This is a genomic window from Nocardiopsis sp. B62, assembly GCF_018070675.1.
Lineage (GTDB): Bacteria > Actinomycetota > Actinomycetes > Streptosporangiales > Streptosporangiaceae > Nocardiopsis > Nocardiopsis prasina.
In genome coordinates this window covers 77845-99440 of sequence record NZ_JAGPXK010000005.1, presented here as the reverse complement: position 1 = coordinate 99440, position 21596 = coordinate 77845, and the positions used below count along the sequence as shown (strand labels likewise).

Below are 21596 nucleotides of genomic sequence, written 5' to 3'. Positions count from 1 at the left end.
CCGGGGGGTGTGGGGCGTTCCTCTTTGCGGCTCGCTTCGAACCCCCAGGGGTGCGGGGCGCTGCGCGTCTGTACCTCTTCGCCCCCTTCGGGGGGCGCTTCTCGTGGGTGCGCTTCTGACTCCCTGGGGTGCGCGCTGCGCGTCTGTGCCTCACGACAGCGCGTGCCAAACCCTCGCGGGGGCGCGGGGTGTCGCTCAACGCGGCACGGGAACTGCTGAGATGCGGGTCACTACGGCGTATGACCCCCTGGGGCTACTCCAGGTCGGCTTCGGCCAGCAGGTGCGCGGCGGAGGACGGGTCACGGAGCACGGCCGCGAGCAGGTGGCGGCGGGACCACTGGCCGGCCCGCCAGCACAGGGCCCGGGCCAGCCCCTCGGTTCCGGAGGCGTGCACCGAGCCGTCGCCCGTGTACCAGTCCACCTCCACACCGTCCACGGTGAGCTGCTGGTGGTGCAGGTACGTGCGGTCCGGCTCCCGGTCACCGGCGAGGAACAGGGCGGCCTCGTCCGGGACCGCGCGGATACGACCGGCCGAGTTCACCTTGCCGGTCACGCTCTCCGAGGCCAGGTCCAGGTCCAGCACGTCGGCCAGCCGCTCGGCGGCCACCGCCTCGGCCAGCACCAACGGCCGGTCCGCCACCAGGGGCAGCAGGTCCGGGGAGTCCACCACCACGGCGTCCTCGGCGTCGGCCACCACGATCGACCCGTCCTTGACCGCGCGCACCAGTGAGGGCGGGGTGACGAGGTCCGCGTCGGCCTCGGCCAGCACGGTCCACAGGCGGCGCAGGGAGGAGCGGCTCGCGTGCCGGGCGGGGTCGGCCAACCGGTTGAGCAGGTCGTCCGCGCCGTCCGGGTCCGTCAACAGCTCGGCGAGGGTCGTGCGCACACCGAGCGCGCGGGCGAACTCGGGGTCGACGTCGGCGGGCACCTCGTCGTAGAGCCCGGCCAGCGCCGGATCGGCGTCGGCCGTGCGCAGCTCGACCGGGGCGCGGCCGTCCAGGAGCGCCCGGGTGCGCAGCCACCAGGCGGTGTAGGAGGGAACGTCGATCACCCGACCGTCCGGCATGACCAGCCGGGCGGGTTCGGTGACGGCCTCGCGCAGCGGCTCCCGGGAGAGCATCGCCAGGGCCTGCGGCCAGGCGTCGTCGGCGACGTAGTCGAGGTCGGCCACGCACACCAGTTCGGGGACCACCGGCGGGAGTTCGGGGTCACCCACGCGCTCCAGGACCTCGTCGGTCCAGTCGTCCAGACCGTCCGGTCCCTCGTCACCGGCGCCGTCGAAGGCCAGCGACGCATCGCCGAGGGCGGCCTCCTGCGTGCGCACCACGGTGAGTTCCCACAGGGCTCCTACGGCGCGCAGGGCGTCGGTGCCGTGCCGTCGGACGAGGTCGTCGTGCACGGTGCCGAAGGGCGCGTCGTCCACAAGCAGGTCGGCCAAGGGCGCGCCGGGCACGAGGAGTTCGGCGGCGATCGAGTAGCCGTCCTCGTCGTCGCGCAGGGCGAGTTCGGACAGCCAGGGAGCGTCCCGGACCGTCGTGCCGGAGGCGGCGACCAGGTCCAGGACCGCCTCGGCGACGGGTTCGGGGTCCTCGGCGTCCAACGACTCCCGGACCGCGGCCTCGGTGTTGGGGTCGGCCAGGACTGTGGCGGCCCCGGCCTCCACGGCGCCCAGGCGCAGCAGCAGCGGGTGGGCCGCCTCGGGGTGCACCACGCGCACTCCCAGGGTGGCCAGGGCGGCGGGGTCGAGCCGGTGTCCGTCGACGTCGGTGACCCTCGCCCAGTCCTCGGTGGGCACCAGCAGCGAGCGCGGCCCCCGGACCAGGCGGTCGTCGGCCAGGGGGACCGGAAGGGATCCGAGTTCGTCGAGGTCGGCGCCGCCGTTCCCGGCGCTGCCCAGGGCCGCGTAGAGCCCGCGCCACCACTCCGGCGGGCGCTGCGTGTCCCCGAGCAGGTCGGCGAGGTCGGCCAGGCCCAGACGGCGCACGCGCAGGGCGGCCAGGGCCGGGTGCCGTGGGCTCCAGGAGCCGGGCAGCAGCGGGGGGACGAGTTCGGCGAGCAGGTCGACGAGGTCGGCCGCGCCGCTGGCTCCACCGCTGTCCAGGAGGACGGCGTCACGCGGGGCGAGGGGATGACCGGCCGCCGTGACCAGGAACGGGGTGTCCTGGAGCGGCTCGGCCACTCGGGTGCGGAAGACCGCGTCCACGGCGCCGCCGCCCACCCGGGTGGCGGGCACGAGGTCGAGGGCGGCCGCGGGTGTGAAGCGGCGCAGGAGCGCGCAGTAGGCGTCGGCCGCCTCCATGAGCAGCAGGTCCGTGGCGGCGCCCGGCTGCACGGAGCGCCGGTCCGCCCCCAGGGGGAACGTGCCGATGAGCACGGCGGGCAGGTCGAGCTCGGTGTCAGTGGGGGTGGGGGCGTGCACGACGTGTTCGACGTCGGCGGGCAGCGCGCCCACTCCGCCGTCGGCGGAGACCGGCGCGGCCCAGGTCAGCGACCACGCGGAGCGTTCGCGTTCCTCGGTGGGGCGGTCCGCGAGCAGGTGCGGGGCGAACTCACCCGAGCGGCGCAGGACGCGCCAGGGCGTGACCCGGCTGCCACCGGCGTCGGAGTGGGTGGTGACCAGGTCGGTCCCGGCCTCCTCGTCACCGCCCGAGCGGGTGAGCGTGCGCTCCTCGCCGTCGACGACCACGCGAACCTCGGAGAGCCCGTCCAGGGCGAGGAGCAGCGCCTCGCCGGTGCGGTCCAACAGCTCCACGACGCGGTCACGGGTCCCCTCGCGCAGGGACAGCGTGACGTAGGTGTCGTAGTCGCCCTCGGGGCGGTCCGGCACGACGTCGGCGGGGAAGGGCAGGCGCAGCATGGGCACGTGCCCGGCGCGGCGGCCCACCTCGTCGGCGAGGTCGGCGTGGGTGCCGTCGGCGTCGAGCAGGTCCGTCACCACGGCACGGGCCCGCTCGGCGGAGAAGTGCACGGCCGTGCCGCCGGAGACCACGGTGACGTCGCCGCTGAGCGCCACCACGGCGGAGAACCCGACCCCGAACCGACCCGCCGAACCGTGGTCGTCGCGTTTGCTGGAGGCCCGCAGCGTGGCCAGCGACTCGACGCCGTCCGAGGTCAGCGGCGCACCGGTGTTGGCGGCGGTGAGGCGGTCACCTTCCAGGGCCAGGAGCAGACGGCCGGGCACCCCCGCGCGGCGGGCCGCGTCTGCGGCGTTCTGCGCGAGCTCGACCACCACCCGGTCGCGGTAGCCGCCGAGGGCGAAGTCCTCCTCCGCGTTGGCGTCCTCACGGAACCGGGCGGGTGCGTCGGCCCAGGCCGACAGCACGCGACGGCGCAGTTCGGCCGTGTGGAAGGTGTCAGCCACCGAAGCGGTCACCGGATCGGCCATGGTGGGTCTCCTCCTGCGCTGCGCGCGGTCCGATCAGCCCGACACGTGTACGCGGCCACGGGACGGGAGCGACAGGGCGAGCTTGATGGTAGGTCGACCCTAGCCCACGAGCGCGGCGGTTCGGGTCCGGGCGGCTCGCGTGGCGCGGGGGTGGGGGCACGCACGGGAACGGGCCCCGCCGCGTGTGCGACGGGACCCGTTGATCAGGTGGATCGGCCCGTGTGGCGGGCTCCGCGACGGGTGTCGTCAGGAGTCGCTGGAGACCAGTTCCAGTTCCGTGGTGTCGTCGAAGACGATGTGGTCGTACCCCATCTCGTCGACGACCGGTGCGACCGGCTCGTTCTGCGGGCCGGGGCGACGGACCTCGGAGTGGGCTCCGCAACCGTGGTCGAGTGACACGACCCTGCCGTCGTCGGGGGCGTACTCGTTGGTGCACACGCCGAACATCTGGCGCAGCTCACCCGCGAGCGGGGTCAGGAACCCACAGGTGGCGCAGGCCGCCGGGGCGGCCGTGGCGATGGGGCTGCGCGGTCCGGGATCGCCGTTGTACCAGCGCTCCGCGGCCTGCTCGCGGCCGACCTCGGAGAGCACCTGGCGTCGGCCCAGGCCCAGCTCCCACACCATCTGCTTGTCCATGCCCTCGGCGTCGAGTTCGCTGTCGGGCACCTGCGCGTAGCCGGGGACGAGACGTTCGTCGTCCTCTTCGGTGGGGAGCAGGTCCCCCACACCGACGTCGCCGGGGCGCAGCCGTTCCTTCCAGGGCACCCAGTTGGGAGCGACCAGGGCACCCTCGCCGGGCAGCAGGACGACCTCGTTGACCGTGACGTCCTTGGCGCGCGAGGCGCGGACGACGGTGACCGAGTAGGTCCATCCCGGGTAGGAGGGGTCCAGGCACTGGAAGTAGTGGGTGACCAGGCGCGTGTCCTCGACCTGGGCGATGAGGTGCTCACCGACCCATTCGGGTCGCCCGACCTCCGCCGCCACCGAGCGGGCCAGATCCACCGCGTCGACACATGCTTTGTCTGGTACAGGAGAACGTCGAGAAGGGCTCACGTTCACCATTCTCACTGATCGCGGGCACCGATTTGACCATAACGCGGGTCAAGGTTCGCCCGATACGACCTCTTGACGGAGTCTTGTGCCACCGGAGACGGCGGATACGGGCGATCTGGGCACTCACCCGCCGTGATTCCGGGGGTTCAGGACAGGAAGTCACACGTTTTTTCGGCCAGCCCACCCCCAACGCGAACGAAGGGCTCCGAGAAGGAGGGAAGGCCGTGGCGCACGCCGAACACGTACACCACGGCCCTGACCAGGCCTCACGGGTCGATCCCCGGAGAGTCAGGCCTCCAGGTCGTCGGCGACCACGCGCAGCACGGCGGCGACTCTGGCCGCCTCGCGCTTGTCGGGGTGGTGGCCCCGGCGGTAGCCGTTGGAGACGTTCTCCAGGAGTTTGATGAGGTCCTCGGTGATGAGCACCATCTCGTCGGGCTTCTTGCGCCGCGCCCTGGCCACCGAGTGCTGCGTGTCCAGGAGCCTGACCTGGAGCGCCTGGGCGCCCTTGCGCCCGTCGGCCACGCCGAACTCGACCCGTTGGCCGGGCTTCAGGGTGGTGGTTCCGGCCGGCAGCGAGGTGGAGTGCACGAAGACCTCACCCCCGTCGTCCTGGGTGAGAAAGCCGAAACCCTTGTCGCCGTCGTACCACTTGACCTTGCCGGTGGGCACGTAGAGACCTCATGCTTTCACTGACGGGCGCGCGCGACGTCGGAAACGGTGCCGTCCACCTGTTCCCCCGCCCCGGGCGGCCCCTGGTTTCCATGGGTGGTCCCCCAGGTTAGTGCCCGAGGCCCGGCCAAGGCGAGGGGTTATGTGCGGGACCGATTCCCGCGCGCCACCTGTGCGACCAGGGGCGCAGGGGGCACGGAACGAGGCCCGGATACGGCTCACCCGGGCCTCGCGGTCGACGTCGTCCCCGTCACCGCTGGGTGCGGAGTGTGGGACGGGACTCGGCGGAGTCAGGGACGCCGTCGACGAGTCGGCGCCCGGGCTGGAGGCCGGACCACCCATCGTGCACCGCCCAGAAGCGACAGCGGCGGTGTACCGACATGAATACCCGACGCACCCCAGGCGGATACGCGGCAACGGGCGGGCCGGAAGAGGTTATTCCCCAGGGTTTGCCAACCAATGACGAAACGGACCGGTTCGGGGTGATCGGGCACCCCGACGGGGTCAGCTCCGCGCCGCCCGGTCCGCGACCCGGGCCGCGCGGGCGGCCTTCGGGAAGAGGTACACCACGCACGCCAGCGAGGTGAGAGCGAGGGCGGGGACCCCGGTGGCCGGCAGTGCCTGCTGGATGTACTGGTCGACGAACTTCGCCTCCCCGGTCCACAGGGCCGTGCCGACCACGCAGGCCAGCAGGGGGAGTCCCACGCCGACCCACTTGTCCAGGGTGCTCCACACCTGGCTGAGCAAGACGAGGGCGGCGCCGAGGACCCACAGGAAGGCCACGTCCCACCACACGCCGGTCAGGACGAGCATCACCAGGGCCACGGCCTCGGGCGCGTGGTGCCGGACCAGCATGAGGCTGTTGCGGGTCACCCCGGGCTTGCGGGCGACCCGGCCGTCCATGCGCAGGTCGGTCTGGCTGGGACCCTCCAACAGGGACATGAACCCCTGGTTGGGGCCGCCGCGCCAGGGCGGTGCCGGACGGTCGGCGTGACGTGGCTTGGGCGGGATCATCTCGTCGTCCTCGAGGTCGACCGCCCGGCCGGTGAGCTCCTCCTGCACGATGTGCTCGGGGGAGCCGAAGCCACGGAGGACGCGCCGCACGGTGTCGACGTCGTCGCCCTCGGCCTCGCGGCGCTCGTCGATGCGCGCCCGCAGGCTGCTGAGATAGGCGGTCCGTTCCCTGGCCGTCACACGACCGTACAGCGCGAGTCCGACCTCGGAGAGATAGTCGAGTACGAGTTGTTCGGAGCGCTGGGTCATGGCCCCATATTGGCCCACATTGACCTGCCTTTTAACCCCTCCCCCTCCTTTTCGGTCGCAGACTTCTCCTCCGATACGGTTCGGCTCGCCGTGAAGGGGGAGGCACCGGGAGCGGGTGTGCTCCGCCCCGGTCCATCACTTAGCGTTGATCCGATGACCGACTACGCGCCACCCGGGTCCGGCCGGGGCACGGGCGACCCCGGCGACCCGCCGGGGCGGCCCCCCACGTTCACCTCCTGGCTGCGCTCGCGCTCCGACGAGGAGCTGACCGCCCTCCTGGACGCGCGCCCGGACCTGGCGCAGCCGGTCCCCGCCGACATCGGCGCCCTGGCCCACCGCGCGACCTCGCGCAACGCGGCGCTGCGCGCCCTGGAACGGCTCGACCGGTTCACCCTCCAGGTCCTGGAGGCCGTGGTCGCGCTGGGCGACGACCGGCTCTCGGAACCGGTGGGCGCCCAGCCCGCGGAGCTCGCCCACGGGCTGGACCTGACCCCTGCCGGTGGCCGGGGCACGGAAGCACTGGACGCGGCCCTGGACACCCTGCTCTCCCTCGCGCTGGTCTGGCCGGACCACGGGCGGCTGCGCCCCGTCCAGGTCCTGCGTGAACTCCTGCCCCACCCGGCCCAGCTTGGACCGCCCGCACGGGCCCTCCTGGCTGCGCTCCCCCACGAGGCCGTCCGTCGGCTGGCCCGCGACCTCGTCCCGCACAGCACCGCCAGTACCCCGGTGGAGACGGTCGCCACCGCGCTGTCCGACCCCGCGCGGCTCTCCACCCTGACCGCCCAGGTGGAGGCACCCGCGCGGCGTCTGCTGGACAACCTCGCGTGGGGGCCGCCCAACGGCACCGTCACCGACGCCCGCCGGGAGGTCAGCCTGGCCACGGCGGCCTCACCGGTCGAGGAGCTCATCGCCCGGGGTCTGCTGGTGGCCACGAGCGACGACACCCTGACCATGCCCCGCGAGGTCGGACTGCACCTGCGCTCCGGCGTGCTGTTCCGCGAGGTCGACACCGCGCCGCCCGCCTTCGAGGGGCGCCCGGTCCCTCCCGAGGCCGTCGCCCGCGCCGCCGCCGGGCAGGCCTTCACCGTGCTGCGCGCGGTGGAGGAGCTGCTGGAGCGCTGGACCCAGGAACCCGCCGCCGTGCTGCGCAACGGCGGCCTGGGCGTGCGCGACCTGCGCCGGGCCGCGCAGGCCATGGACACTGACGAGGACACCGCCGCCCTGTACCTGGAGGTGGTCCGCGCCGCCGGGCTGATCGGGACCGACCACCGGGTCGCCGGTGAGTGGCTGCCGACCCGCGAGTACGACCTGTGGCGCGAGCGCGCGCCGGAGCGCCGGTGGCTGCTCCTGGCCCGGGCCTGGCTCGGCTCGGACCGGGTGGCCGCGCTGACCGGTTCGCGCGACGCGGGCGGACGCGTGCGCAACGTGCTCGGCCCCGGGCTGGTGCGGCCCGCGGCCCCGCAGTCCCGCCGCGATCTCCTCACCGAGCTGGGCGAGGCCGAACCCGGCCTGGCTCCCGACGAGGACTCACTCATGGCACGGCTGGCGTGGGGCCGCCCTCGCCGCCAGTCCCCCGTGTACTCGGAACTGGTCGGGGCCGCCCTGATCGAGGCCGCGGCGCTGGGACTCACCGGGATGGGGGCGCTGGCCGAGCACACGCGGCCCCTGCTCACCCTCGACGAGGACGCCGACGAGACCGCCGCCCGCGTGCTGTCCACCGAACTCCCGCAACCGCTGGACTACGTCCTCGTGCAGGGCGACCTGACCGCCGTCGCGCCGGGTCCGCTCGTCACCGACCTCGCCCGGGAGCTGGCGCTGGTCGCTGACGTGGAGTCCACCGGCGGCGCCACCGTGTACCGCTTCACCGAGGACTCCGTGCGCCGGGCGCTTGACGCCGGACGCGGGGTCGCCGACATCACCGGGCTGCTGGAGCGCCACTCGCGCACCCCTCTGCCGCAGGCCCTGCGCTACCTGGTGTCGGACGCGGGTCGCAGACACGGCAGACTGCGCACCGGAACGGCCTCCAGCTACCTGCGCTGCGACGAACCCGCGCTGCTCACCGAGCTGGTCTCCGACCGCCGCGCCGCCGACCTCGAACTCCTGCTCCTGGCTCCCACCGTGCTGGTGAGCGGGCTGAACCGCGCGGCGCTCACCGAGCGTCTGCGCCAGCTGGGGTACCACCCGGTGCCCGAGAGCGGTGACGGCACGATGCGGCTGGGCCGCCCCGAGGTGCGCCGCGCCGACCCGGAGCCCTCCACGGCCGTCGAGGGCGCGCCGACTCCGGAGCTCACCCGGGCCGCCGTACGCGCGCTGCGCGCCGGGGACGAGGCCGCCACCGTGGCCCGTGTGCCGGTGTCGCTGCCGGAGGGAGGCACCGCCGGGTCCCGCGCCTCCGCCGTCATGGAGGTCCTCGCGGAAGCCGCCACGGCCGAGCGCAGGGTGTGGATCGGGTACACCGACACCGACGGCCGCCAGGTCAGCCGGATCGTCGAGCCCTCCCGTGTGGACGGTGGCTTCCTCACCGCCTACGACACCACCCGCGACGCCGTGCACCGCTTCGCCATCCACCGCATCACCGGTGTCGCCGAGCTGGCCCCCTCCGACTGACCCGCCCGGGCATGGTCGGAGACCGCATGGCGCCCGGGCCCTCGACTGGCGGCTCGGCTGACGCCCGGCTCAGTTGACGCCCGGCGCGGAGAACACCGACGGGGCGGGCGGGCTAGAGTGGCGTAGGTCGATCAACGACGGCGAGAGACACCCCATGAGCAACGCACCGCTGCCCCCCGGAGCCTCCTCCCCCCGCGACCGGGCGCGCGAGGACCGCACCGTCGAGGGGCGGGACCGGGCGCCCGAGCGGGATCTCGACGACGACCGCCGCACGCCCGGCCCCGCGGGGTCGACGGGTGGGGCCAACAGCTCCACCATGGCGCTCATCCTGCACGCGGTGACAGCGCTGTGCTGCATGAACTGGATCTTCGGGATCGCCGGGATCACCTTCGCGGTGCGGGCCGCGCACGCCCGGGACCGTGGGCGCCCGGACCAGGCCGAGGTCCTCACCCGGTACTCCTGGTACTGCCTGGGCGCCGCGGGAGTGATGTTCTTCGTGATGCTGGTGCTGACCTTCGTGATGTTCACCCAGGCGGGAAACTGGATCCAGCAGATCGTTCCCGTGGTGAACTTCTGACCCCGGTTTGGGGCAACGAGTACGGGATCGTCCGCGTCCCACCCGGGTGCGGCGGGTATGCGACCACAGACGGTGTTCGGCGTAAGGGGGCACGGACCAGCGGTGAACGGCGACCGGAGCGACCCCAGGGCCTTCTGGGAGCGGGGACGGACCTCCGTCCCCCGGTCCGGCGTGCCCGCGCGAACCCCCGTCGCGCGTCCGGCGCCACCGCCGCCTCCCGGACCGGCGCCACAGGCGTACCAGCCCGTCGCTCCGGCCCACCGGCCCTGGACGGGACCGCCGCCACCCTCCGGTCCGCCGCCCCGTGTGGGCGGGGCGGTCGCGGCTCTGATCGTGGCCGTGAGCACGCTGCTGGTCCAGGTCCTCGGCGTCTCCCTGGGCCTGTGGTTCGTCGTGCTGTTCGCCAACGTCCCCGGGATCGTCCTCGGCGTCCTGGCCCTGACGAAGGTCCCGGACACCAACGCGGTGGAGCGGTACATCCGCTACACATGGACGGCCACCTTCGCCTACACGGCGTTCTCGGTGGTCTTTCTGCTCCCGGTGATGGTGATCGCGTCCCTGATCCTCTATCTGGGGGTCTGACACCCGCGACCGTAACGAACCCCACCCGGGTACGGGCATGATCAGAGGGGTTCCCGTGTTGCACCTGGGGCGACCCTCGTCCCCGTGTCAGTGCCCGTACCCGCCGGAAGGCCCCGTGTGTCCTGCCTGATCGTCCAGTCCGACAAGACGCTCCTGCTAGAGATCGACCACGAACTCGCCCCGGAGTGCCGCCGATCCATCGCGCCGTTCGCCGAGCTCGAACGCGCCCCCGAACACGTGCACACCTACCGGATCACGCCGCTGGCCCTGTGGAACGCGCGCGCGGCCGGGCACGACGCCGAGCAGGTCGTGGACTCGCTCCTGCGCTTCTCGAAGTTCCCGGTGCCGCACTCGCTGCTCGTGGACATCGCCGAGACCATGGACCGCTACGGGCGGCTCCGGCTGGTCGGCGACCCCCGGCACGGCCTGGTCCTGGAGTCCTCGGACCGCGCCGTCCTGGAGGAGGTCGTCCGGGCCAAGAAGGTCAAGGGCATGCTGGGCGAGCGGATCAGTGAGGACTCGGTCTCCGTCCACCCCAGCGAGCGCGGCAACCTCAAGCAGGCCCTGCTGAAGATCGGCTGGCCCGCCGAGGACCTGGCCGGGTACGTGGACGGCGAGGCCCACAGCATCGACCTCGCCGACGGCGACTGGGAACTGCGCGGCTACCAGCAGGAGGCCGCCGAGAGCTTCCACGCGGGAGGCTCCGGCGTGGTCGTGCTGCCCTGCGGCGCCGGGAAGACCATCGTCGGCGCGGCCGCGATGGCCATGACCGGGGCGACGACCCTCATCCTGGTGACCAACACCGTGTCCGTGCACCAGTGGAAGACCGAACTGCTGAAGCGGACCTCCCTCACCGAGGACGAGATCGGCGAGTACTCGGGGACCCGCAAGGAGATCCGTCCGGTCACCATCGCGACCTACCAGGTGATGGCGGCGCGCCGGAAGGGCGTGTACACGCACCTGGAACTGTTCGACGCCAAGGACTGGGGCCTGGTCGTCTACGACGAGGTGCACCTGCTGCCCGCGCCGATCTTCCGGATGACCGCCGACCTCCAGGCCCGTCGTCGGCTCGGTCTGACCGCCACCCTGGTCCGTGAGGACGGCCGGGAGGGCGACGTGTTCTCGCTGATCGGGCCGAAGCGCTACGACGCCCCGTGGAAGGACATGGAGAACCAGGGGTGGATCGCCCCGGCCGACTGCGTGGAGGTCCGGGTGGACCTGACCGACTCAGAGCGGCTGGCGTACGCGACCGCCGAGCCCGAGGACCGGTACCGGTTCTGCGCGTCCTCGGAGACCAAGACCGACGTGGTGCGGCGGATCGTGGAGCGTCACCCTAAGGAGCAGGTCCTGGTGATCGGCTCCTACATCGACCAGCTCGACGAACTCGGCGAGCGGCTCGGCGCACCGGTGATCAAGGGCGAGACCCGCAACAAGGAGCGTGAGCGCCTCTTCGACGCCTTCCGCTCGGGTGAGCTGCGCACCCTGGTGGTGTCCAAGGTCGCCAACTTCTCGATCGACCTCCCCGAGGCGGGGGTGGCGGTCCAGGTGTCGGGATCCTTCGGTTCGCGACAGGAGGAGGCGCAGCGGCTGGGCCGTGTGCTGCGGCCCAAGGCGGACGGCCGCACCGCGCGGTTCTACGCCGTGGTCGCCCGGGACACCCTGGACCAGGACTACGCCGCGCACCGGCAGCGGTTCCTGGCCGAGCAGGGATACGCGTACCGCATCGCCGACGCGGGCGACCTGCTCGCCGGTGAGGAGATCTGACCGGAGCGGTGTGCCACCACGCCGGTCAGAGCGAGGGCAGGACGCCGATCACGTAGGTCCCTGCGGCGATGCCCCAGGCGATGAGGGAGTAGCTGAGGGTCCGGGTGCGCAGCAACCGGTCGCCCCGGACCGAGGGCGCCGTGAAGGCGGCCACCAACAGGGCGAGGCCGAGCAGCGCGGGGATCACCGAGGCCAGCGCGAACAGCTGGGACTGGGCGGCGCACGCGGTGTAGCCGGGACTGCCGGGATCACCACAGAACACGTCGTCCCCCGATCGGATCGTTCAAGCGGTCGTACTCCCAAGACCGTACCGTTTCGGCGGTGCCGGATCGCCCCGGGTCACGACCGCATCCAGGTCGTGACCGGGCCTTCCAGCCAAACCGAACCACGTTCGGAATTCGGGTGATCCAGGACACCCCAAGGCTTCGCCCGGTTGCAGACCTGAGCGCGCGGCCCGGCACGCTCCGGGGGTCACTTCCCCTCACGCAGCACGAGGTCGATGGCGATCGCGCAGGCCACCACCAGGGTGCGCAACGGCTCCGGAAGGGAGGGGTAACGGTGGTGCAGCGCGTAGCTGTCCGCCGCCGTGAGGAACTCCCCGAGGTCGGGCAGGCGCCGATCGACCCTGGCGACCTCGTGGCCGTTGTGGTCGCTGATCCTGAAGTCCCGGCCGACGAGGTCGCCCTCGATCGTGCCGAGCCGGCGCTTCCACGCGTCCACCAGGGTGAAGCTGGCCCGGAAGAACGTCAGGTCCTGCTCGATGGTGCCCACCGGCTGGCCGTCGGGCAGGCTCACGCTGGTGGTCGCGGTCATCCAGGACCAGTGCTTGCGGATGACGAGCCGGAGCGCCCCGTTCGGGTCGGTGACGTGCACCCGTCTCTCGAACCCTTCGGTGCTGCCGGACAGCTGCCGCAACACCTGCACGCCCCCGCCCGCGCCCTGCTCACGCGCCCAGGCGATCCGCCGACCGGACTGGTCGTGGATCTCGTAGTCGGAGACGTCGACCATGAAGCGCCTGGGTTGGCGTACCAGGAGGGGGTTCGCGGTGAGGAGGTCCATGGGGCACGACCCTAGGGCGTGTCCTCGCGGCGCCACAGCTCGCGTCTGCCCCTCTCGGCCTCCAGCGCGATCCGGCCGAAGGGCTCGGACCGCCAGGCCCCGTCCCGCTGGTGGTTGGCGTACAGGACCTCGCCCTCCCGTGAGAGCACGTACACCGAGTCCGCGAGGTGGTGGGTCTCCAGGAACTCGACGGTGTTGGGCACCCCCAGGTAGAAGCGGTCGTGGTGGATCTCCGGCAGCCAGCGGCCGAACCCCTGGTCCCGGGTGGCGCGCTCGTGGCGGTCGAAGATCGAGAACCGGCTGTTGGTGGTGTGCGTGGCCATGAAGGCGACCTCCACCCTGTACCCGGCCTCCCTGAAGCCCAGCACCCATGAGGCGGCCCAGTCCGCGCGGCCCAACGGGTGGCTGCACACGACGTCGTGGCGGCCCCGGCGCACGTGCTCCATGGCTCGCCCGTGTAATCCGCCGACCTGCATGGACACCGAGGTGGAGGCGGCCCTGTCGTCGGCGGTCATGGACCACTCGTAGTCGGGCGAAAGCCTCAGCAGGTCGTCGCCGTCGTAGCTGACCGTCCCCGGCGGCAGGACCGGCAGCAGGAGTCGCTGGAGGGTGGACTTGCCGGAGCCGGGCTGGCCTCCGAGGAGCAGAAGCCGGGGGCGTTCACGCGGGGCGCCGGTGAGCCGGTCCCGCAGGGCGAGGTCGAAGAGCGAGTCCAGTTCGGCATCGGTGAGCTGACGTCCCAGTTCACCGGGGGTGGCACCGGCTGTCGGCTGCGCGGGGTCCGCCCGGAGTTCTCCGATGGTCCGGGGCAGTTCGGCGTTCGCGCGGGCGACCTCGTCGGGGGTCATGAAGGGCAGCCGCGCCTCCTCGGAGAGCAGTCGCGCGGCGCGTTCGGACAGCTCGGGGTCCTTCTCCAGACGTGCCGTACAGGCGCCGATCGCCGCGCTGTACAGGTTGTAGGTGCGTTCGCGCTCCTGGCGCTGCTCCGTCGTCTGGGGCGGGACCCCGCCGCTGGAGCTCTCCGCGAGGAGGGGAATGACCTCCGCCCCGGCGCGATCGGCCGAGGGGTCGGGGCCCATGCCGGGGCCGGTTCCGGAGGGGGAGGGTGCCATGTTCGTCCGCTCTCGCCGTGGCCCGGCCGGTGCGCGGGGCCGTGGGTGTACGCAACCGCCTACCCGACGAGGTTAGTGTCTCAGGTCACCCGGAAGCGGCCGTTCGCCCCAGCACGCCGCGACCTAAAGTGGCCACATGTCCGCGAACTCACTTCCCTCACCCCCCACCGTCATCGAGGCCCTGGCCTGGGTCCACGTGCGTGACGGCCGCCTGCTGTGCGTGCGCCCCAAAGGCAGGGACCTCCTGTACATCCCCGGCGGCAAGCGTGAGCCCGGCGAGAGCGACGAGGAGGCGGTGGCCCGCGAGACCCTGGAGGAGGTCAGCGTGGTCCTGCGCCCCGGCACCTTCCGCCCGGTCGCGGAGATCGACCAGGAGGCGCACGCACAGGCGCCCGGGACCCGGGTGCGGTTGGTCTGCTACGCCGCCGAGCACGACGGGGAGATCGTGCCGGACAACGAGATCCAGGAGGCGGTGTGGGTCTCCCACGCCGAGCGCGACCTGTGCGCCCCGGCCGTGCGCGAGCTGGTCGAGCTCCTCCACCAGCGCGGTGAGCTTCCCTAGGACGCGCTTCCTGGATGCTTCGCTGGTGGCGGAGCCGCTATTCGATGTGAGCGACCCCCTGGGACACGGAACCACAGCCCTGGCCGGTAGTCCCGAAGTGCGGCGACTCCGTGTGGGGGACCACCGGGTCATCCACACCTTGGAGAACGATCGGCTCATCATCTGGGTGGTGCGCGTCGGACACCGTTCCACCGCCCATGAATGAGGCAGGCCGTTGCGCCCTCCCCAATGAGCCGTGCCGCGTTCAGGACGACGGGTCGGGGACCCGCCCGGTCCAGCTGCCGGTGTCTCGCAGGATCAGCATGGCGACGGTGACCCCGAGTGCGAACGGGAGCAGGAACACGGTCGCCATGACGGTGTCGACCCCGTTCACCTCGAACAGGTCCCAGCTCAGCACGGCCTGCGCCGCCACCTGGAAGGCCAGGTGGAAGCCCACGCAGGCCCAGAGGTTCCCGGTGACCACCCGCAGGCAGCCCAGCACCACGCTCATACCGAGGAACAGCGGCACCCTCTCGGCGACGACCTCCCACCCGCCGGTGAGGACCCACAGGCCGGTCCCCCACAGGGTGAACAGCGCCGCCTGCGCGAACACCGCCAACCAGGCGGACATCGCGGTGTTGAGGTTGCGGAAGAGGTACCCCCGGAAGATCAGCTCCTCCGGCAGGGCCTCGTAGAGCAGCACCAGCACCGTGAGCAGCACCAGGGAGAGCACGATCCGGCTCGCGGGAACGCTCGGGGTGATCGAGGCCCCGAGGGCGAGGGCGAACCCCAGCCCGAGCGCGGCCGGGAGCAGCCAGGCGAGCGCGCCCACGAGCAGCGGCCACCAGGCCTCGCGCGGGCCGGTCAGCCCCAGACCGGACCACGGGCGGCGATCCAGGTGGCGGCGGGCCGCCCAGACCAACGCCGTCCCCAGGACGACGGCGATCCCGGCGTTCGTCCAGTGGGTGAGGTTGCCCCGGCCCCCGGGTTCCACGAACAGCAGGTCGTTGGCCAGGGTGATGGCGACCCAGATCAGCACGGCGCCGACGGTGACGACCGCGATCCGCAGGGGGAGACCAGGCCGGGCGGGCCCGACCTCACGGAGGGTTGTGTCGTTCATGGCACCAGCCTCCCGCTCCGGGGCCGCCTCGCACCATCCGGGAACACCCGGAGAACCCCCTGAACACGACCGCCGACGGGTTCTCCGCCTGCCGGAAAAACCAGTGGTCTCCTCCGGAGGACCTGGTTAGGGTGCGGTAACTGTGCGCGTACTTCCCCAGCCCCCGGGCATTCCGGACCACCGCTCCGCCAACCGCTACCTCCTCTGGCTCGTCCGCAAGGAGTGGCGCTCACTGCTGTGGGCCTCTCTGGTCGCCTCCGCGTACTACCTGAGCACGATCCTGGTGTCGTTCGTGCTCGGCGCGGCGCTCGACTCCGGGCTGGACGGCGGCGGATACGGCACCCTGATGTACTGGTTCGCGCTCATCGGACTGTGCGCCGTGGCGGGCGCGGCCCTGACGCCCCTGTTCGAACGCGCGAGCTGCTTCAACTGGTACGCGTCCGCGTACCGAACGATGCAGCTCATCACCCGCCACTCCTCACGGCTGGGGCCGACGCTCACCCGTCGGCTGCCCACCGGCGAGGTCGTGGCGGTCGGCACCGACGACATCGACCGGCTCGGCGCTTTCTACGAACGCTCCAACCTGGCCGTCTCCTCCATGGTCGCGGTCCTGATGGTCGCCTTCCTGATGCTGACCTCCCACGTCACCTTCGGTCTGATCGTCCTGGTGGCGGTACCGCTGATCGTCGTCGGCATGGTCCCGCTGCTGCGTCCGCTCAACCGCCGCACGCACGCCCACCGCGACCGGCAGGCCGAGCTCACCACCCGCGCCACCGACCTCGTGGCCGGGCTGCGGGTCCTGCGCGGGGTGGGCGGTGAGCGGTCGACCGGCGAACGGTACCGAGCCGAGTCCCAGAGGGTACGGGCCGCGGGCGTCCGGGTGGGCTGGATGGACGCCGCGCTGGAGGCCGTCCGCACCCTCTACCCGGGACTGCTCCTGGTCGGGATCGTCTGGTACGGCGCGCGGCTGGCTCTGGTCGGCGAGATCACCGTGGGCCAGCTGGTCTCCTTCTACGGCTACACGGGCGCGCTGGCGAGCTCCGTCCGCTACTTCATGCTCTTCTCCTCCGACCTGGTGACCGCCCGGGTCGCGGCCAGCCGCGTGGTGCGTGTGCTGGGATTGGAGCACGACCTCACGGAATCCGCTGCCCCGGCCCAGGCGCTCACCGGGCCGCACGACCTGCACGACCCGACGAGCGGGGTGCTCCTGCACCACGGGAGGGTGACCGGCGTGGTCTGCGCCGACCAGGCCGACGTGGGCCCGCTGGTCGAGCGGCTGGGCCGCTACCGGAACGGCGCCGCCGAGCTGTCCGCCGTCCCCTTGGACGATCTGCCGCTGCGGGAGGTCCGCCGCCGCGTGCTGGTCGCGGGAAACGACGCCCACCTGTTCTCCGGCCGGTTGCGCGACGAACTCGACCCCGACGGCACCGGCACGGACGAGCACGTCACCGCCATGCTCCGAGCCGCGTCGGCTGAGGACGTGCTCGCCCAGTCCCCCCTGGGGCTGGAGGTCGAACTCACCGAACGCGCCCGCGAGTACTCCGGCGGACAGCAGCAGCGCCTGCGCCTGGCCCGTGCCCTGCTCAGGGACCCCGACGTGCTGGTCCTCGTCGAACCCACCTCGGCGGTGGACGCCCACTCTGAGGCCGCCGTCGCCGAACGGCTCCGAGGGGTCCGCGCCGACCGCACCACCGGGGTGGTCACCACCAGCCCGCTGCTGCTGGACCGCACCGACCACGTCCAGTTCGTGGTGGAGGGCCGGGTGGCCGCAGAGGGTGCCCACCGGGACCTTCTGCGCACCGAGGAAGCCTACGCCGCCACCGTCCTGCGCACGACGCTGGAGGAGGAGAGGGTATGACCCAGACAGCCGACCCCCGGCACCCTGCCGAGGAACCCGCGCCGCCGCCCTCCGTTTCCGGGGGTCCGCCCACCGTCGCGGTCGACCCGACGGCCCTCCCGGTGGCACCCGTCCCCGTGGTGTGGCGGCGGATGCGCCGCGCGGGCCGCGACCACGGACCGCTCCTGATCCAGGTCGTCGCGCTGTACGCGCTGGCCACGGGGTCGGCGCTGGTCGCCCCGTGGGTGCTCGGGACGGTCATCGACGCCGTCCGTGACGGCGCCGCGCCGGGGCGCGTGGACGCCATGGCCCTGGTCATCGTGGCGTCCCTGCTGGTCAACGCCGCCCTTCTGCTGGCGGCCGTGGCCCAGTCCATCCGCTTCGGCGAGGGGCTGCTGTCCGAGCTGCGCGAGGAGTTCGTCCGGTCGGTGCTGCGGCTGCCCCTGGGCACCGTGGAGCGCGCGGGCACCGGCGACCTGGTCTCGCGGACCGGCCGCGACATCAACTCGCTGAGCGTGATGGTGCGTGAGTCGCTGCCGGTGTTCGCCACCGGTGTGGCCACGGTGCTGGTCATCATGGCGGCCCAGGCCTTCCTGCACCCGGCGCTGTTGCTCGCGTGGGTGCCGTCCGCGCTGGTCATCTGGGTGAGTACGCGTTGGTACGCGCGGCGGGCCCCGGACGGGTACCTGGCCGAGATGGGCACCTACTCCAGGCTCACCCAGGGTGTGTCCGACACGGTGGAGGGTGCGCACACGCTGGAGGCGCTGGGCCGCCAGCGGTGGCAGGACCTGCGCACGGACGCCGACGTGCGCCGCGCGTACCTGGCCGAGCGGTACACGCTGTGGCTGCGGACCGTCTGGTATCCGCCGCTGGAGTTCTCGTACATGTTCGCCTCGGCCACGACCTTCCTCGTCGCGGGAGTGCTGCACGTCCAGGGCGAGCTCTCCCTGGGACAGATCGCCACGGCGGTGTTCCTGACCGTGCAGATGTCCAGGCCGTTGGAGCGCATGATCGACCAGATCGACAACATGATGGTCGGCTTCACCGCGATGCGACGCCTCCTGGGGGTCCAGGAACCAGACGGGCCCGCGTTCCCCGGTGCCGAACCCGAGGCCCAGGCAGGTGAGCCCGGCACCGTGGCCGTCCACGGTGTGCGGTTCGGCTACTCCCCCGGCACGGAGGTGCTGCGCGGGGTGGACCTCGACCTGCGCCCCGGGGAACGGCTCGCCATGGTCGGGCCGAGCGGAGCCGGAAAGTCCACCCTCGGAAAGCTCCTCGCCGGGGTGTACCTGCCCGGCACCGGAACCGTGCGCGTCGGCGGCGCGGACCTGACCTCGCTGTCCCCCGAGGAGCGCCGGGAACGGGCGATCCTGCTCAGCCAGGAAAGCCACGTGTTCCGGGGCACGATCGCCGAGAACCTGGCCCTGGCGCTGGACGACGAGAGCGTGGACCGGGACCGGCTGTGGCGGGCGTTGGAGGCGGTGGACGCCGACGCCTGGGTGCGCGCGCTGCCGGACGGCCTGGACACCCTGGTGGGCTCCGGGCGCGACGCCCTGGACCCCGCCCACGTGCAGCAGCTGGCCCTGGCCCGGGTCGTGCTGGCCGACCCCCAGGTCCTGGTGCTGGACGAGGCCACCTCGATGATCGACCCCCGTTCGGCCCGCCGACTGGAGGGCTCGCTCGCCGGAGTCCTGGCGGGCCGCACCGTCGTCGCGATCGCCCACCGCCTGTACACCGCGCACGACGCGGACCGCGTGGCCGTGGTGGACGGCGGCCGGATCGTCGAGCTCGGCACCCACGATGAACTCATCGCCCGGGGCGGCTCCTACGCGGCACTGTGGAACGCCTGGCACGGGGAGGGCTGAGCCCGGGGCAGGGGCCGGAAACGGGGCGTAGGAAACGGGGCGCGGGAAGCGGGCGCCGGAAAAGCGTTGACAGACCACCCTCGCACGAGTGATCCTCCTCCGATGACCACCCCCGAGGTTCCCCCGCTGTACCGCGACGTCGACTTCAACGGCCCGCTCAACGACGAGCGGGCCGTTCGTCTGATCCGTTCACTGGGTCCCCTGACGGATCGCCACGTGGTGGACGTCGGCTGCGGCTGGGCCGAACTGCTGCTCCGCACACTGGCGACCGAACCCACCGCGACCGGGTTCGGCATCGACCTCAGCGAGGACTACGTCCGGCTCGGCCGGGCCAACGCCAAGGAGCGCGGGCTGGCCGACCGGGTCGAACTGGTGGCCGGGAACGTCGGCGCGTGGCGGGGCGAACCCGCGGACGTCATGCTCAACATCGGCGCCAGCCACGTGTGGGGCGGTGACCCTGTGGTGCACACGGCCAACGCCCTGGCGGCCCTGGCCGACCTGACCAGACCGGGCGGCCGGGCGGCGTTCGCCGAGTGCTTCTGGAAGCGGCCGCCGACCGACGCCGAGATGGCGGCCATGCCGTTCATCCCGCGCGACCAGTACCGTTCCATGCCAGAGCTGGTGGACTTCGCTCTCTCCCACGGCTTCCGGCTGATCGCGCTGGCGGAGACCACCGTGGACGAGTGGGACGAGTTCGAGAACCGGCACTGCCTGGGCTGGGAGGACTGGCTGCGGGAGAATCCCGACTCCCCCGACTTCGACGAGGTCCGCGACCGCGCCGACCGGCACCGCCACGCGCGCGTGCACGCCCAGCGGGAGACGCAAGGGTTCGCCTACCTCACCCTGCTACGGGTCTGAGGCGAGTCGACCGCGCACGACACCGGGATGACGTTCGGCTGCTCCCGGCGTTCGTGCGCCCGACCGGGCGGCGGTGGTGTGGACACTCGGCGCTCACGGTCGGGGCACTGGCACGGCACCCGTGGCTTGCCGGGCACGCCGAAGGGGAGGGTTCAGAAGAAGCGCAGGCGCTCCCGCTCCTGGGTCTCGGCGTTCTCGACGTAGACGCGGTCGCCCTCGGCCATGACGGACTCAAGGTAGGCGTACACCTGAAGGGCGCGGTTGATGACGTCGGTCTGGGTGTCACCCGTCGCGGCGACGGCCTCCTCCATCGCCTTCGTGGAGCGCGCGGTGAGGTTGACGGTGACCCGCGCCGGGGATCCGGCGACCCTTCTCCCGGCAGGGCGGCCCCGCCCCTGGGAGGCGTCGGTGAGTTCTGTTCCTGTGCCCTTGGGTGACATGGCGCGACCTCGTTCTCTGGCTTGACTGCGGTGGGCTCGATCCGCGAGGAGCCGCGGGAAACACGAACTCGGAGCGTGCCGGAGACACCGCACGCGGGACGGCGCGGTCGGCACGGGGAAACGACGGGGCTCGCACGGAGGGTCGAACGCCTCGACGCGGAGATCCCTCCGACAGCGGCACGGGCCGGGGCACGTCCATGAGCTGAACCCGGCCATCGGCATCTCCCCCCAGCACTTCCGCGACTTTGGTAAGGCTAGGGAAAGCTTAACAGACTGATATGAGATGCGGTCAAGGCATCATTCGTCATCACATCACATGCACCAAAAGACACCCACATGGTAGGCTACGGAGCGTGGACACTCGGCGCTTCGGCGTCACCAGGTGCCGGCCTGGCCCCCATCGAACCAGGGAGCGGCACCACCCCCCCTGTACGCCAACGGCTGGAGGTTCGTTCATGGGAGATCCCCCGGGGCAGCCCCCGCAGCAGCGGGAGACTCGGGAAGAACCACACGTGAGGGAACTCCGTCTGGACGCCGAGTCCCCGCGCTCGCGAGCGGACGTCGACATCGACCGGACCCCCTTCACCTACGGGATGGAGGCGCGTCTCAGCTCGGAGGGGCTCTCGGCCCGCTTCAAGGGCAAAGCCCGAGCCGGTTCCCCCGCCGAGCGGGCCTCGGCCTCGTTCCTCGCCCTGAGCGGAACCGTCCTTCCCCCTCTCGCGCTCGGCGGCCTGGCCCACGTCGTCGGAGCCCCCGCGGCCGTCACGCTGATCGTGGCCGGGGTCGCGTGGATGCTCGCCACCCTGGTGGCCCTGCGCATTACCGGCCCACGGTAGAGCACGGGTGTCCGGTTCCGGTGTC

The 21596-nt window shown here is 72.3% G+C and carries 19 protein-coding genes; 10 read left to right on the top strand and 9 right to left on the bottom strand.

Features of this window, described 5'->3' with window-relative positions:
* Positions 1–253 precede the first annotated feature (253 nt).
* The 4 genes from KBX21_RS07840 to KBX21_RS07825 all read right to left on the bottom strand — a co-directional run bounded on the left by KBX21_RS07840 (position 254) and on the right by KBX21_RS07825 (position 6373).
* Positions 254–3385 carry a sacsin N-terminal ATP-binding-like domain-containing protein gene (locus KBX21_RS07840; protein ID WP_210841489.1) on the bottom strand — a complete coding sequence of 1044 codons (3132 nt, stop codon included), beginning with the start codon at positions 3383–3385 and terminating at the stop codon, positions 254–256.
* Between the two features lie 246 nt (positions 3386–3631).
* Positions 3632–4387, bottom strand: a complete 756-nt coding sequence (locus KBX21_RS07835; protein ID WP_049569448.1) for a DUF3027 domain-containing protein — start codon at positions 4385–4387, stop codon at positions 3632–3634.
* 339 nt (positions 4388–4726) lie between these two features.
* Complete coding sequence (locus tag KBX21_RS07830; RefSeq protein ID WP_049569450.1) at positions 4727–5110, bottom strand: cold-shock protein; 384 nt, start codon at positions 5108–5110, stop codon at positions 4727–4729.
* Positions 5111–5614: 504 nt separating this feature from the next.
* On the bottom strand, positions 5615–6373 hold the full coding sequence (locus tag KBX21_RS07825) for a hypothetical protein (RefSeq protein WP_210841488.1): 759 nt from the start codon (positions 6371–6373) through the stop codon (positions 5615–5617).
* Positions 6374–6526: 153 nt separating this feature from the next.
* On the opposite strand from KBX21_RS07825, the gene KBX21_RS07820 reads away from it, so the two are divergent.
* The 4 genes from KBX21_RS07820 to KBX21_RS07805 all read left to right on the top strand — a co-directional run bounded on the left by KBX21_RS07820 (position 6527) and on the right by KBX21_RS07805 (position 11903).
* Positions 6527–8980 (top strand): helicase-associated domain-containing protein, encoded by a 2454-nt coding sequence (locus KBX21_RS07820; protein WP_210841487.1) that lies wholly within the window; start codon positions 6527–6529, stop codon positions 8978–8980.
* 154 nt (positions 8981–9134) lie between these two features.
* Positions 9135–9557, top strand: coding sequence for a hypothetical protein (locus KBX21_RS07815; RefSeq protein WP_049569462.1), 423 nt, complete (start codon positions 9135–9137; stop codon positions 9555–9557).
* 339 nt (positions 9558–9896) lie between these two features.
* Positions 9897–10139, top strand: a complete 243-nt coding sequence (locus tag KBX21_RS07810) for a hypothetical protein (protein WP_307869173.1) — start codon at positions 9897–9899, stop codon at positions 10137–10139.
* A gap of 117 nt (positions 10140–10256) precedes the next feature.
* A complete protein-coding gene (locus KBX21_RS07805) occupies positions 10257–11903 on the top strand; it encodes a DNA repair helicase XPB (RefSeq protein WP_210841591.1) in 1647 nt (548 codons plus the stop codon).
* 25 nt (positions 11904–11928) lie between these two features.
* On the opposite strand, the gene KBX21_RS07800 is transcribed toward KBX21_RS07805, so the two are convergent.
* The 3 genes from KBX21_RS07800 to KBX21_RS07790 all read right to left on the bottom strand — a co-directional run bounded on the left by KBX21_RS07800 (position 11929) and on the right by KBX21_RS07790 (position 14074).
* Entirely contained in the window at positions 11929–12165 is a 237-nt protein-coding gene (locus tag KBX21_RS07800) for a hypothetical protein (RefSeq protein ID WP_017544066.1), read from the bottom strand.
* Between the two features lie 209 nt (positions 12166–12374).
* Positions 12375–12962 (bottom strand): LURP-one-related/scramblase family protein, encoded by a 588-nt coding sequence (locus KBX21_RS07795; protein ID WP_210841485.1) that lies wholly within the window; start codon positions 12960–12962, stop codon positions 12375–12377.
* 11 nt (positions 12963–12973) lie between these two features.
* Entirely contained in the window at positions 12974–14074 is a 1101-nt protein-coding gene (locus KBX21_RS07790) for a zeta toxin family protein (RefSeq protein WP_247665409.1), read from the bottom strand.
* A 136-nt stretch (positions 14075–14210) separates the two neighbouring features.
* On the opposite strand from KBX21_RS07790, the gene KBX21_RS07785 reads away from it, so the two are divergent.
* Positions 14211–14636, top strand: a complete 426-nt coding sequence (locus tag KBX21_RS07785) for an NUDIX domain-containing protein (RefSeq protein ID WP_210841484.1) — start codon at positions 14211–14213, stop codon at positions 14634–14636.
* Positions 14623–14841 carry a type II toxin-antitoxin system RelE/ParE family toxin gene (locus tag KBX21_RS27085; protein WP_210841483.1) on the top strand — a complete coding sequence of 73 codons (219 nt, stop codon included), beginning with the start codon at positions 14623–14625 and terminating at the stop codon, positions 14839–14841. Before KBX21_RS07785 ends, KBX21_RS27085 begins: the two co-directional genes overlap by 14 nt.
* Positions 14842–14880: 39 nt before the next feature.
* Here KBX21_RS27085 and KBX21_RS07775 read toward each other — a convergent pair whose 3' ends face one another.
* Positions 14881–15735, bottom strand: a complete 855-nt coding sequence (locus KBX21_RS07775; protein ID WP_049569483.1) for a CPBP family intramembrane glutamic endopeptidase — start codon at positions 15733–15735, stop codon at positions 14881–14883.
* A gap of 142 nt (positions 15736–15877) precedes the next feature.
* Here KBX21_RS07775 and KBX21_RS07770 point away from each other — a divergent pair, with 142 nt between their 5' ends.
* The 3 genes from KBX21_RS07770 (at position 15878) to KBX21_RS07760 (ending at position 20295) form a co-directional block, all read left to right on the top strand.
* Complete coding sequence (locus KBX21_RS07770) at positions 15878–17593, top strand: ABC transporter ATP-binding protein (RefSeq protein ID WP_210841482.1); 1716 nt, start codon at positions 15878–15880, stop codon at positions 17591–17593.
* Positions 17590–19437, top strand: coding sequence for an ABC transporter ATP-binding protein (locus KBX21_RS07765; protein ID WP_210841481.1), 1848 nt, complete (start codon positions 17590–17592; stop codon positions 19435–19437). Before KBX21_RS07770 ends, KBX21_RS07765 begins: the two co-directional genes overlap by 4 nt.
* 102 nt (positions 19438–19539) lie before the next feature.
* Positions 19540–20295, top strand: a complete 756-nt coding sequence (locus tag KBX21_RS07760; RefSeq protein WP_210841480.1) for a cyclopropane-fatty-acyl-phospholipid synthase family protein — start codon at positions 19540–19542, stop codon at positions 20293–20295.
* A 152-nt stretch (positions 20296–20447) separates the two neighbouring features.
* On the opposite strand, the gene KBX21_RS07755 is transcribed toward KBX21_RS07760, so the two are convergent.
* Positions 20448–20735, bottom strand: coding sequence for a hypothetical protein (locus KBX21_RS07755; protein ID WP_017544075.1), 288 nt, complete (start codon positions 20733–20735; stop codon positions 20448–20450).
* Positions 20736–21247: 512 nt separating this feature from the next.
* On the opposite strand from KBX21_RS07755, the gene KBX21_RS07750 reads away from it, so the two are divergent.
* Positions 21248–21571 carry a hypothetical protein gene (locus tag KBX21_RS07750; protein WP_199776502.1) on the top strand — a complete coding sequence of 108 codons (324 nt, stop codon included), beginning with the start codon at positions 21248–21250 and terminating at the stop codon, positions 21569–21571.
* Positions 21572–21596 lie beyond the last annotated feature (25 nt).